The sequence below is a fragment of the Paenibacillus woosongensis genome, assembly GCF_030122845.1.
Lineage (GTDB): Bacteria > Bacillota > Bacilli > Paenibacillales > Paenibacillaceae > Fontibacillus > Fontibacillus woosongensis_A.
This window is the reverse complement of the sequence record NZ_CP126084.1, coordinates 2,398,776-2,411,768: the sequence shown is the minus strand read 5'-3', so window position 1 is coordinate 2,411,768 and position 12,993 is coordinate 2,398,776. Positions and strand designations below refer to the sequence as shown.

Sequence of the window (12,993 nt, the reverse complement as noted above, 5' to 3'; positions counted from 1 at the left end):
CCCTGATACATTCCTCAATATGAGGTTAAGGTACGTGCGGACAGTTTAAAAGAGAGCTTCCGTTCACGAGGTCCGAGCAGGCTGTTGCCTACCCGACAGCTCACTGCCGGAAGCCCTCCTATTTGAATTCTTACTTCATCATTAATAGGCTCTTGCAAAAACAACCGTATGTTTAGCTTCTTCGCCGCATACGAGACATTTCGATTTCTTCGTCGCCGGTTCAAAAGGAATATTGCGGCTTGTCGCACCAGTCTCATCTTTGACGTGACGCTCGCAAGCCTCGGAACCGCACCAGCCGGCCAGTGTAAAGCCGCGCTTCTCTTCGATGCTCGCTTTCATTTCATCCAGTGTTTCCACGCTGTAGAAATGCTCGTCGCGGAAAGCTTTAGCACGTTCGTACATTTCGTTGTGAACCTGCTCCAGCATCGCCTGAACCTCTTCTACAAGATTATCCTGCTGTACAACCTTCTTCTCTCCGGAAATCCGGGAGACGAGCACGCAGACGCCATTTTCCATATCACGCGGACCAATTTCAAGGCGTACAGGCACACCGCGCATTTCATATTCATTGAATTTCCAGCCTGGCCGCACATCTGCACGATCATCCATTCCGACACGGATGCCTGCCTTCTTCAACTGAGCGAACAATTCGTCCGCTCGTCCTACTACGGCGTCGCGCGTCTTAGGAGGACCGATTGGAATGATCATAACCTGCTTCGGCGCCACTTTCGGCGGCAAAGCAAGCCCGCGGTCATCGCCATGAACCATGATGAGAGAGCCGATCAGACGCGTGCTGACGCCCCAAGAGGTCGTATGCACGTATTCCTGAACGTTATCCCGATTCAAATATTGAATATTGAAAGCTACAGCAAAATTCGTGCCCAGGTAATGCGATGTTCCGGCCTGAACGGCCCGCCCATCCTTCATCATCGCTTCAATGGAATAGGTATCCACTGCCCCGGCGAATTTCTCCGAAGGTGTTTTCTGTCCAACGATGACCGGGATGGCGAGATAATTTTCAACGAAATCGCGATAGATTTCCAGCATTTGCATTGTTTCTTCACGAGCTTCCTGCTCATTCTCATGCGCCGTGTGGCCTTCCTGCCACAAAAACTCGCTCGTCCGCAAAAATGGCAATGTGCGCTTCTCCCAGCGAACGACGTTGGCCCACTGATTGATCAGTACCGGAAGATCGCGATAAGATTGTATCCACTTCTCGTACATATGGCCGATCATCGTCTCCGAGGTCGGACGAATAGCCAGGCGCTCCTCCAATTTCTCGCCCGCTGCTTCGGTTACCCATGGGAGCTCAGGATTAAATCCCTCGACGTGCTCCTTCTCCTTCTGAAAGAAGCTCTCCGGTATAAAGAGAGGAAAATAAGCGTTGCGGTGTCCTGTCTCTTTAAAGCGCCGATCCAATTCTTCCTGAATGTGCTCCCAGATTTCGTAACCGTCCGGTTTAAAGACGATGCAGCCGCGTACCGGCGAGTAATCCATCAAGTCCGCCTTCTTGATGACGTCGATGTACCAGCGCGAGAAATCCTCGCTTTGCGGGGTAATTTCAGTTACGAATTGTTTCTCCTCATTAGCCATATCCAACCTAGTCCTCCCATAATAAACACAATATTATCCGTTAATTAATCGCAAAATATCATTATAGGTTACAGCAATCATAAGCAGAAATAACATGGCGAAGCCGATAAAGTGAACCATTCCCTCGCGATTCGGATCAATCGGCTTCCCGCGAACCGCCTCAACGGCAAGGAAGATGAGCCTACTGCCGTCGAGAGCTGGAATCGGCAGTAAATTAAAAATGCCCAGATACAAACTCAGTATCGCCGCCCAGTAGGTCAATTTCACGATACCTTGCTTCGCAATTTGCCCTGTCACCTCAAAGGTCCGTACCGGTCCTCCCAGGTCATCCATCGAAAATTTCTGAATCAATTGCTGAAAGCCGATAAAGATCATTTTGGTCGTATTCACCATATCTTTGCCAGCGACAGTAAACGTCTCGCCGAAACTGGCTTTGCGCATCTCGAAATAAGTTACGATCGTGGTGCCTACTTTGCCACCCTGCTGATTCTCCATCGCTCGCGGCGTAATCGTAATCGGCAGCACCTGATCCCCGCGGCGTACCGTCCATTCCATCGGTACGTCCTTCGAAGCAGCAATCGTCTCAATCAATTTCTCAGCGTCCGTGCCTACAGGCACCCCGTTAATCGTCTCGATAATGTCGCCTCGCTGTAATCCAGCCTCTGAGGCGGGCATATTGTCCATGACGTCACCGATTTCCAAATGATCAGGTTTATCCAAAGGAATTCCTGCCATTTGCGTATGAAGGGCGAAGAGGACAAAAGCCAAAATGAAGTTCATCAGCGGTCCGGCGAAGATGGATAATGCCCGCTGACCCACCGTCTTGCTCGCGAATTGCCGGTTGCGAGGAGCGATTTGCGTCTCCTTGCCTTTGGCCACCATCATTGCCTGAGGATGCACTTTATAGTTGAGAATTTCTCCATCTACGTCCAGAACGATAGCGAGCCGGTCTTCCAAATCGATCTCAGTGACTTCGCCACGAATGACATTCTTTCGATTATCCAGACGGTCGAGATAAATTTTAGTGACATCTTGTCCGTCTAAGCGCAGGGCTATGGTTTGTCCGGGTTGGATCTCAACGAGTTCCGGATCCTCTCCTGCCATTCTCGCATATCCGCCAAATGGCAGCAAACGAAGGGTGAACTGGGTCTCTCCCCTGCGGTAAGAAAACAGTTTCGGCCCGAAGCCAATCGCGAATTCACGTACAAGTATCCCAGCCCGTTTGGCAAAGTAATAATGTCCCCACTCATGAACCGTAACGATGACGAAGAACATGAGCACTGTCAAAAATATAATTCTCAGCAATTCCAATCGAAAGCATCCTCCTTTTAGCCACAGATCGTCCAATTCATTTAAGATTATCATTATTCTCCGATCAGGCACAAGAGAATACCATTGTGGAAACTTTTTTTGCCCAGCGGTCGGGGTGATTACAACGATGCGGCCATCTCTCTAGCCCACCGATCCGCAGCTTGAATCGTTTCAAGGTCGGCTTGTTTTTGAGGTATATGCCTGGAGAGTACGGTTTCAATGATCGTTTCAATCCGCAGAAATGGAATTTCCCGCTTCATAAAACGGGCGACCGCAGCTTCATTGGCTGCATTAAACACCGTCGTCGCTGTCCCACCTATTTTACCACATTCGAAGGCAAGTCTTAAACAGGGGAATCGCTCATAATCCATTTCCTGAAAATGAAGCTTGCTGACCTCTGCCAGCGACAAACGTTTGGATGCGGATGAGAATCTAGCAGGATATGTCATCGCGTATTGAATGGGGATGCGCATATCCGGAGTACCGAGCTGGGCAATCACGCTTCCGTCACGATATTCAACGAAAGAGTGGATAATACTCTCGGGATGCAGAAGCACATTGATTTTATCGTATGGAAGACCGAAAAGCCAATGCGCCTCAATGACTTCCAATCCTTTGTTGACCATCGTGGCCGAATCGATCGTTAGTTTCGCTCCCATCGACCAGTTGGGATGCTTCAAGGCATCCTCCAGCGTCACATTTTCAAGCTGCTCCCGCGATAAATGGCGGAATGAGCCTCCCGAAGCCGTCAATGTAATCTGCTCGACATCATCTCTGCTCTCCCCGTTTAAGCATTGGAAAATCGCCGAGTGCTCGCTGTCTACAGGAAGCAGTGCAACCCCCTTCTGCTTAGCAAGCTCTGTAACGATATGCCCTGCCGTCACCAGCGTTTCCTTATTAGCCAGCCCAATCGTTTTCCCCTCGGCAATCGCAGCTAAGGTTGGAGGCAGTCCCCTACTCCCAACAATAGCGCTCAGCACAAAATCAGCCTCGGTGCCTGCAGCAACCTCGATCAGGCCCTCCTCGCCGTAATACAGCTCAACCCCAGGCGGAAGCAGCGGGGCCACTTGCTCCGCAAGCAGCTTATTTCCGATGGAAGCCTTCTTCGGACGAAAAGCGTTGACCTGCCGGACGAATAGATCGATATTCGAACCCGCAGCCAAGCCTTCAACGACAAATTGATCAGGATGCTGTCTGACAACATCCAGCGTTTGCGTTCCAATCGATCCGGTGGAACCAATGACAGCTATTTTTCTCATAACATACCTCACCTGATTTAATGACTATTTCCATGGCCCATAAGGAACCCTTATATTTTCAGGACAGATTCTTAGTAGTAAGGAAGCAGCATTAGAATATGTACGAACGGAAATACCACAACCCAACTATCGCAGCGGTCCAGAATACCGCCGTGACCCGGCAGAAGCTTGCCCGTATCCTTAATCCCGTAAACCCGCTTGTAGGCAGACTGGATTAAATCGCCAAGTTGTCCCACAACAGCGGCTGATACGCCAAGAAGAAGTGCTCGTCCAATCGTTAGGAGTCCGCCCGAGAACAGGGAGAATATCACCGCTGCTACCACAGCCAAAGCAATGCCTCCGACGGCCCCTTCCACAGTTTTGTTAGGGCTAATGGCCGGCCATAGCTTATGCTTGCCGAACCTTCTTCCCGTGAAATAAGCCCCTGCATCACTGCTCCAGATCGCTGCCAGCATCAGAAACGTCCAGAAGACGCCATGTCCATCCGGCGTGATTCGCGTCATCGCAATGGCCGAAAATCCGATACCGATATAGGCAGTTCCAAGAAACAAGATAGCAGCCTCGCTAATTGGAAAATCATTTTTGGTAAACACCGTAATGGCCAGGAAAAGGAACATCATTAACCACAGGGCGGGCAAAACCTCCAGCGGCATGCTCAGGCCCAGCAGACTCCAGGGAAACGTCATATAGAGTATGCATATATAACCGAAAATTGCAGCGCCTCTGAACGGGGGCAGTTTGATCATCCGGACAAACTCATAATAGCCTACCAAAGCCATAGCCACGATGAGCATCTGATATCCTATTCCGCCGATCAGGCACATGCCTAAAAAAAAGACGCCGGCAATCAGTCCTGTAATTAAACGTGTTTTCAACCTTCTACACCTTCTATCCTGCTATGATAATCCACCATAGCGACGCGTACGCCGCTGATATTCGGCGACCGCTTCCACCAGCTGCTCGCGGCCGAATTCAGGCCAATATAGATCCGTAAACCAAAGTTCGCTATAAGCCGCTTGCCAGAGCATGAAATTACTCAACCGGAGTTCACCGCCCGTGCGAATGAGCAAATCCGGGTCGCTCAATCCTTGCGATAATAAATGGGAATTGATCATTTCTTCCGTAATGTCCTCCGGGGACAACTGCCCCGTCTGAACCTCGCGTGCGATCACCTTCATGCTCTCCGTCATCTCGCGGCGACTGCCGTAATTCAGGGCAAAATTCAAAATGAGGCCGGTGTTGTTTTCCGTTCGGGAGACCGCTTCCTCCATCGCTTCAAGCGTATGCCGGGGAAGATTGTCCGTATGGCCCATCATGCGCACCTGAACGTTCTTCTCGATCAGTTCCTCAAGCTCAAGGGCCAAAAACTCCTGCGGCAGCGACATCAGAAAATCCACTTCATCCTTCGGACGTTTCCAATTTTCCGTAGAGAACGCATATAAAGTTAAAATCCGGATGCCCAGTTCATCCGCTGCAATCGTCGCCCGCTTCACGGCCTTCATTCCGTTGCGATGTCCAACAATCCGCGGCAGCCCTTTATTGCGGGCCCAACGTCCATTTCCGTCCATGATGATGGCGACGTGCTCCGGAATGTTGTCCGCTGGCAGCGCTGCGACAGTACGTTTCCCCCTATTTTTCCACCAGGATTGAAATAACTTGATCATTCCTCTTCCTCCAGCCGGTGATGAAAAAGAGACAAACCCCACCGTAAAAGGAGGGGCCGCTTTTCGTCTCTTAAACTTCCATAATCTCTTTTTCTTTCGCAGCGAGCACTTTATCGACTTCCGCGATAAATTTATCCGTTGACTTCTGGATATCCTCTTGATAACGGCGGGATTCGTCCTCCGAAATCTCCGTTTTTTCAAGCTTCTTGATATCATCGTTTGCGTCTCGACGGATGTTGCGGATCGCAACCTTCGCTTCTTCACCGAATTTTTTCGTCATTTTGACCAAATCCACACGGCGTTCTTCCGTGAGCGGTGGAATCGACAAACGGATCATCGAGCCGTCATTAGCGGGTGTAAGTCCCAGGTCGGACTTCTGAATCGCGCGCTCAATTTCGGCCAGCGATGATTTATCCCAAGGTTGAATCATCAACGTACGGGAATCCGGCGTGCTGATGTTCGCCAGCTGATTAACCGGCGTTGGGGTTCCGTAATAATCCACCTGAATGCGATCTAGCAGTGAAGAATTGGCTCTTCCGGCACGTAATGTCGCCAAATCTCTTTTCAAAGCCTGAATCGCTTTATCCATACGTTCTTCAGCGTTTTTCTTAATCGATTGCGGCATTAATCTACACTTCCTCTCACAGTCGTTCCAATTTTCTCACCGAGGACTACACGTTTAATATTGCCTTGTTCCGTAATCGCAAACACGATAAGCGGAATGTCGTTGTCCATACATAACGATGATGCCGTGGAGTCCATAACACCCAGGTTTTTGCTGAGCACTTCCATGTAGGTAAGTATTTCATATTTCTCGGCTGTCGGATCCACGAACGGATCCGCAGAATATACGCCGTCCACTTTATTTTTAGCCATCAGAATTACTTCGGCTTCAATTTCAGCGGCACGCAGTGCTGCTGTCGTATCCGTAGAGAAGAATGGGTTGCCTGTTCCAGCTGCAAATATGACGACGCGGCCTTTCTCTAAATGCCGGATCGCACGGCGCCGTATGTAAGGCTCCGCGATTTGCTGCATGGCGATCGAAGTCTGAACCCGCGTAGGCACGTCGATTTGCTCCAACGCATCCTGCAAAGCGAGCGAATTCATGACGGTAGCCAGCATCCCCATATAGTCCGCCGTAGCACGGTCAATGCCCTTCGCACTGCCCGCAATACCGCGCCATATGTTGCCCCCACCGCATACGATGGCGACCTGCACGCCCAGTTCAACCACTTCTTTCACTTGCTGAGCAATCGATGAAATCGTCTCCGCATCAATCCCATACCCGTTTTGACCGGCTAGCGACTCCCCACTGACCTTCAATACAATACGTTTAAAAACTGGCTGCTCCAATTGTATACCCTCCACTTTAGATGAACCCTCTTAGAGGTTGCCGGAGAAGAACGGCCCAACGAAGGGACCGCGCTTCCCAGGCTCACACAATTAAGGGCGTTTGGTTAAAAAAGAAGGAACACGCCGTGTTCCATCTCTCTATAACATTTAATTGAATGGTGCTCTTATTGATTCACTTGGGACATAACTTCTTCTACAAAGTTATCCACTTTTTTCTCCAGGCCTTCGCCCAGCTCGTAACGAACGAAACGACGGATCGAGATATTCTCGCCGATTGTAGCGATTTTCTCGTTAAGCAGCGTGGAGATTGTTTTGTCCGGATCTTTAACGAAGGATTGCTCCAGCAAGCAGTACTCTTCGAAGTATTTGGAAATACGTCCTTCCACCATTTTCTCAACGATTTTCTCAGGTTTTCCTTCGTTGAGCGCTTGAGCTTTAAGGATTTCTTTCTCCTTCTCGATTTCATCTTGCGGAACGTCTTCGCGGCGTACGTAACGAGGGTTGGACGCAGCGATATGAATTGCAATGTCGCGAACGAACTCTTTAAATTGATCCGTAAGCGCAACGAAATCCGTCTCGCAGTTTACTTCAACGAGAACGCCGATTTTACCGTTCGCATGGATGTAAGATTCTACGATACCTTCAGTAGCGATACGTCCGGATTTTTTCGCAGATGCAGCCAAACCTTTCTCACGAAGAAATTCGACTGCTTTCTCGATATCACCATTAACTTCTTCAAGCGCTTTTTTGCAATCAAGCATACCTGCACCTGTTTTTTCGCGTAGTTCTTTTACCGCTTTTGCATCAACTGCCATTTTAAATTCCCTCCATAATCAATTATAGGACCTAATCTGTGAAAATGACCAGAGATTTATCCTTTAAAAAAAGGGCAGTGAGAGGTTTGACACCTACCAACCACCCTTTTCATTTAATTCATTACTTATAATGGAAGCTCAGCATTAAGCCGTTGTTTGCTCCCCTTGGTTTGCTTCGATCACAGCATCTGCCATTTTACCAGTCAACAATTTAACCGCGCGGATCGCGTCGTCGTTACCTGGGATGACATAGTCGATTTCGTCCGGATCGCAGTTTGTATCAACGATACCTACGATTGGGATGCCCAATTTACGTGCTTCCGCAACAGCGATGCGCTCTTTGCGAGGATCGATGACGAACAGCGCGCTTGGCAGACCCTTCATGTTCTTGATACCGCCAAGGAATTTCTCCAGGCGATCTTTCTCTTTGCGCAGAATGATAACTTCTTTCTTCGGAAGCACTTCGAAAGTGCCGTCCTCTTCCCAAGTCTCCAATTGTTTCAAACGATCAATCCGTTTTTGAATGGTTTGGAAGTTGGTTAGAGTTCCGCCAAGCCAGCGTTGGTTAATATAAAATTGGCCAGCGCGCTCAGCTTCTTCTTTCACGGAATCTTGAGCTTGCTTCTTAGTACCTACGAACAGAATGGTACCATTCTCTTCAGCGATGCTCTTTACAAAATTATAAGCTTCTTCGACTTTCTTGACTGTTTTTTGCAGGTCGATGATGTAAATACCGTTTCTTTCAGTAAAGATATAACGGTCCATTTTCGGGTTCCAGCGACGTGTCTGGTGTCCGAAGTGTACGCCTGCTTCAAGCAGTTGTTTCATGGAAATGACTGCCATCTCCACGCACCTCCTAAGATTTGGTTTTTGTTTGATGCTTCCTCCGCAAGTTTCATCTTTAACCAAGACTCCCATATTCATGGCAAGCACCCTTGGTAAAATCAACCTGCGTGCGTTATAACACCGTCAATTAATATACCATAATCGGCACGTGGATGCAACTGAAGTTCTTTGATACCTTAAAACAAGGAAAACCATCCTATTTGGCAGATGGCTTAGTCGTAATTTTTGTAATGATCGAACTGTATTTCTCGCCGATTTGAAACGAGTACGTCCCGGTTCTGATTTTTGTATTTATGCCGCGCTTCGATGCTTCCTTGATAAATGCTTCGCTGCTGGAGATCACCCCAGCCTTCTGCAAACCGTCGGCGACCGCGGTCAGGCTGTCGCCATAAGCAATTTTGTATTTTACGGTTACAGGTTCAGGTTGGTTGACCGAAGCGGATTCGGCGGTTGCCGGGGCTTTAGCATCTGGCAGCTCAGGTGCCGCCGGGACGGCCGCCTCAGATTTGCTGGTTGCCGAGCTGCTCGAGGCGCCTTCGCCGTCCGAATGCGGTTCCTGCGGCACCGCAGGCTTGTCTGGAGTGTCAGGCTGCTTCGGCTGAACCGGCTCTTCCGCAGCCTTTTTCTCCATTTCGGCCTTCCACTCTTCTTCCGTCAGCAGACGCTCATCCTCGCTCACAACCTTCAATCGAAGCTTCTCGGCAGCTTGCTGAATTTGCTCGACCGTAACGGGTTTATTCTGCTGTCCTTGTCCAATATTCATCAATTGCAATAAAAAAGCGCCGACGATAAGTCCAATCCCAAGTCCTAACATGAAGTTGCGATTTCTAAACATTAAGCGTCCTCCCTGTTAGCCAATTGCAAAATAAGCTGGACCTCACCGCGCTGGATACCGATAGATTTGGCGATCATATCGATGGATTTGCCTTTTTCGTACAAGTCAAACAGCTCCGGATATCTGCTTCGCAGAGAATTCTCCGCTCCCGGCGTCTCTGCTTCTGGCTCGCCTGCAGCTTCAGGGAGCGGCGCTCCCAAGCTGTCAGCCGCTTCAGGTTCGGCTGTAGAAAGGCTTGCATTGTCTAAATGAGCCACTGTCACTTGAGTAGATGAGTCGCTGATCGAGGGAGTTGCTAAAGGCCCAGATGCCGGTAATCCGGTTAATGACGCTGATTTTTCCAAAGCTCCCATTCGGGATTCCAGCTGCCGATTCAATTGCTCCGCCTCAAGAAGACGCTGGCGCAGCTCTGCAATCGATTCCTGCTGCGACATTTGCTTGGAGGTTAGCTCTTGCTTCATCCCTGCGACCAAATCGATCAGTTCCTCATTTTCTTTCTCAATATCCGCCATATACTGTTCAAGGGTGGCTTCCACATCACTGGCAGCTTCGCTCGCTCCGGCCGGTTTCCGCCCGGGTAGAATGAATGCATATAATATAGAAGCAGCCCCAAGTATCACAATATAAAACCATGGTTCTCCAAATGACAATGTTATCCTCACCTTTTTGCTGTGTGTAATGATCTAGGCGTCTTACAGTTTAGAGCGACAGATCGATGTGCCGGCCTTTAAAAGGATGCTTTGCGGCCTTTTCCTTGTCCCGCTCCTCCTGCTGCTCTTCGGCATCCCGTTGTTCCTTGTCCTGGCCTGAAGCGGCATCTTCTTCCCGCTTTACCGTCTTGTTGCGCGCGCTTTGCTCCATAGCCTGGCTCTTCCCGCGCTCAAGCTCGCTCGTCTTCATGTTCTGCCCGGCAAGTATAGTCTGGTCGATAAGCGGTCTTTGCTGCTGATCCTGCTGGATGCGCCCTGCTTCATTAGTACGGGGAAGAGCGATTTGCATTTCCACGGATTTCATATTCATGACAATCACCTCGCGCCGTTTTAGGACAATTGCATGGATTAGACGTAAGCCGACATAGCGATGTCTCCCTCGGTATAATAGAAGGACATTCTGGATATCGGTTCTTTAATATATTTGGTGTATCTGCCTATGACAATTTTGGAGCCGCCATAGATCATCTTCAGAACATCCACACGTGCGTTGCCTGTTTCTTCCAATGCCTTCTCGATATGCAGCATGCGCTCCCTGATCTCCTCCAGTTCCTGCATGCTCGATTTCTTGGTCAAGTTAAGCTTGGATCGCATCGCCACCTTATCCGGCGTGAGTTTGCCCATAGAAGCTAATTGATCGAGGAGGGTAAGCGCTTTCTCGGTCTTGTCGACATTCGCCATTTGATCCTTCAGCTGTTGGCGCAATTCCAGCAGCTCATTGCGCAGCTCCGGAAGAACGCCCACCTCGATCGACGTGGCCGTAGACATCGGATTGCCGATAACTCTCGCCATAACCCGTTCTCCGGCTTGTATGTTGCCTCCAACGATTAGACCTTTGGTGCCGCTGCAGATCACATCTCTGCCGGCACGAACATTAGAGTGCATAATACTCTGGGTTACAACGATGTCCTCGCCAGCCGTCACATTGCCGTCCTGGATAAAGGCGCTTTTTACTTGCTGCCCTGCTTTAACGAGCCCTTTGTTATAACCAATAATGCCGCCCGTAATTTCAATAGATCCTTCTGCGATCAATTCTGCGCCCTCTACTCCGCCGACGACGCGAATATCTCCGGAGGCGCATACCCGAAATCCGGTCAGAACGTTGCCGCGTATGACAACGGTGCCTACGAAATCGATATTCCCGATGCTGTAATCCACATCGCCATTGACCTCGTAAACCGGAAATACATTCAGCTTGCCTTTTTCGGTCTGGGTGACCAAGCCGTCGATGGCCGCATACATCGCCGTTTGTTCCGGATTAAGAACAACGTTCTTGCCCACCTTAAAACGTGCTGCCTTCCCTTCTTTGCAGGGAATCGACTCTCCGGTGACCGCCGTTCCGGGATGACCGGGTACAGGCGGAACCAGCTCAGCAATGAGTTGTCCCTTCCGAACGTTGTTCAGTCGAGTTACATCCTTGAAATCCACGGTACCGTCATCGCTTTCCGCCGGTCGATGGTGCTGATCCTCACCATCCATCGGCACGGCATAACGGATCGATCCGTCCTGCCCTTGTACTGGTTCGATCCCAATGGCAATCGGCGTCTTGCTAAAAAAGTATTCCTTCGCATTCATGGCAAATCGGGCAACAATATCATCTTGTATGCCGAATTTGATGCCTTCGCCGCGCAAAAAATGCTGCAAAACCTCCGGAGTGCAGGTAAACTCTTCATCTTTCTTCAAAAACTGCAGGTATGCAACCGTTTTGTCGTCATTTGTTGTCACGCTCAATATTTGGCCAAGATCATTCATGTAATCCATAAGTCGTTCCTCCTTCCATTCATTAATTCTAATAAGCCAATTGTTCTTCAATCTTCCAGCATCAACAAGTCTTTCTGCTTCTCCAAGCTTCCGCGAAGCCTAAGGATCGCCTTGGAATGGAGTTGAGAAATACGTGACGGGGAAAGCGACATCACCTCCGCAATTTCACTCAAGGATAAATCTTCATAATATAGTAGGGAAACAACGGTACGTTCCTTCTCCGTCAGCTTTTCGATTCCTTTAGCTAAAGAATCCTTCAGGAAAAATTCCCTTACTTTATAATCAGGGTTCTTGGCTTTCTCGTCAATCAACAAGGTGAGCCGCGTCTCTGATTCTTCCTCTCGAATCGGGTCTTCCAATGAACATAGTGTCATTACGGCAACTTCCTGCAGCATATTTTGAAATTCCCTTTCACTGACATTCAAATATTCACTCATCTCTAAATCTGTCACGGAACGAAGATACTGCTGCTCCAGGTGCTGGTATCCCTCTTCAATTTTCTTGGCTTTCTCCCGAACGGATCGAGGCACCCAATCCCCTTGCCTTAGACCGTCCAAAATTGCCCCTCTAACCCTCCATGAAGCATAGGTCTCAAATTGCAAACCTCTTTTATAATCGAATTTTTCCACAGCGTCTATCAAACCCATTACGCCGTTACTGGATAAGTCGTCTTTAGAGACATTTTTGGGAAGGCCAACAGCCAGACGTCCCGAAACATAATCGACAATGTGCAAATGCTTCTCGATAAGCTCCTTTTTGGCCTCAATATCTCCTTGTTCTTTCCATCGCTCCCACACATCGGCGTAGTTCAAAGTGGATGTCTTCCGCTCGTCCAATTGCCTTCAC

14 protein-coding genes are annotated in these 12,993 nt (G+C 49.2%); all 14 read right to left on the bottom strand.

The features are described from left to right. Nucleotides 1-141: 141 nt before the first annotated feature. The gene (proS, locus tag QNH46_RS11015) at nt 142-1,593 is read right to left on the bottom strand and encodes a proline--tRNA ligase (protein WP_283928408.1); all 1,452 of its coding nucleotides are present in this window, start codon (nt 1,591-1,593) and stop codon (nt 142-144) included. A 33-nt stretch (nt 1,594-1,626) separates the two neighbouring features. Next, nucleotides 1,627-2,868, bottom strand: a complete 1,242-nt coding sequence (gene rseP, locus QNH46_RS11010; RefSeq protein ID WP_430691930.1) for an RIP metalloprotease RseP — start codon at nt 2,866-2,868, stop codon at nt 1,627-1,629. A 155-nt stretch (nt 2,869-3,023) separates the two neighbouring features. Then, nucleotides 3,024-4,163 carry a 1-deoxy-D-xylulose-5-phosphate reductoisomerase gene (locus QNH46_RS11005; RefSeq protein ID WP_283928113.1) on the bottom strand — a complete coding sequence of 380 codons (1,140 nt, stop codon included), beginning with the start codon at nt 4,161-4,163 and terminating at the stop codon, nt 3,024-3,026. Nucleotides 4,164-4,234: 71 nt separating this feature from the next. Beyond that, nucleotides 4,235-5,038: a phosphatidate cytidylyltransferase gene (locus QNH46_RS11000; protein ID WP_213588595.1), complete on the bottom strand. Its 804-nt coding sequence runs from the start codon at nt 5,036-5,038 to the stop codon at nt 4,235-4,237. 21 nt (nt 5,039-5,059) lie between these two features. Beyond that, nucleotides 5,060-5,827, bottom strand: coding sequence for an undecaprenyl pyrophosphate synthase (gene uppS / locus QNH46_RS10995; RefSeq protein ID WP_283928112.1), 768 nt, complete (start codon nt 5,825-5,827; stop codon nt 5,060-5,062). A gap of 70 nt (nt 5,828-5,897) precedes the next feature. Then, entirely contained in the window at nt 5,898-6,452 is a 555-nt protein-coding gene (gene frr, locus QNH46_RS10990; RefSeq protein ID WP_283928111.1) for a ribosome recycling factor, read from the bottom strand. Next, nucleotides 6,452-7,180, bottom strand: a complete 729-nt coding sequence (gene pyrH, locus QNH46_RS10985) for a UMP kinase (protein WP_213588598.1) — start codon at nt 7,178-7,180, stop codon at nt 6,452-6,454. The genes frr and pyrH overlap by 1 nt, the downstream gene beginning before the upstream one ends. 164 nt (nt 7,181-7,344) lie before the next feature. After that, nucleotides 7,345-7,995: a translation elongation factor Ts gene (tsf, locus tag QNH46_RS10980; protein WP_283928110.1), complete on the bottom strand. Its 651-nt coding sequence runs from the start codon at nt 7,993-7,995 to the stop codon at nt 7,345-7,347. 144 nt (nt 7,996-8,139) lie between these two features. Continuing rightward, entirely contained in the window at nt 8,140-8,838 is a 699-nt protein-coding gene (gene rpsB / locus QNH46_RS10975; protein WP_155610996.1) for a 30S ribosomal protein S2, read from the bottom strand. 199 nt (nt 8,839-9,037) lie between these two features. Next, on the bottom strand, nt 9,038-9,676 hold the full coding sequence (locus QNH46_RS10970) for an MltG/YceG/YrrL family protein (RefSeq protein WP_283928109.1): 639 nt from the start codon (nt 9,674-9,676) through the stop codon (nt 9,038-9,040). After that, entirely contained in the window at nt 9,676-10,326 is a 651-nt protein-coding gene (locus QNH46_RS10965) for a hypothetical protein (protein ID WP_283928108.1), read from the bottom strand. The genes QNH46_RS10970 and QNH46_RS10965 overlap by 1 nt, the downstream gene beginning before the upstream one ends. A 49-nt stretch (nt 10,327-10,375) precedes the next feature. Beyond that, nucleotides 10,376-10,696: a hypothetical protein gene (locus tag QNH46_RS10960; RefSeq protein WP_213588601.1), complete on the bottom strand. Its 321-nt coding sequence runs from the start codon at nt 10,694-10,696 to the stop codon at nt 10,376-10,378. A gap of 38 nt (nt 10,697-10,734) precedes the next feature. Next, nucleotides 10,735-12,147: a flagellar assembly protein A gene (locus tag QNH46_RS10955; RefSeq protein ID WP_283928107.1), complete on the bottom strand. Its 1,413-nt coding sequence runs from the start codon at nt 12,145-12,147 to the stop codon at nt 10,735-10,737. A gap of 47 nt (nt 12,148-12,194) precedes the next feature. Continuing rightward, complete coding sequence (locus tag QNH46_RS10950) at nt 12,195-12,983, bottom strand: FliA/WhiG family RNA polymerase sigma factor (RefSeq protein ID WP_155610991.1); 789 nt, start codon at nt 12,981-12,983, stop codon at nt 12,195-12,197. Nucleotides 12,984-12,993: the final 10 nt, after the last annotated feature.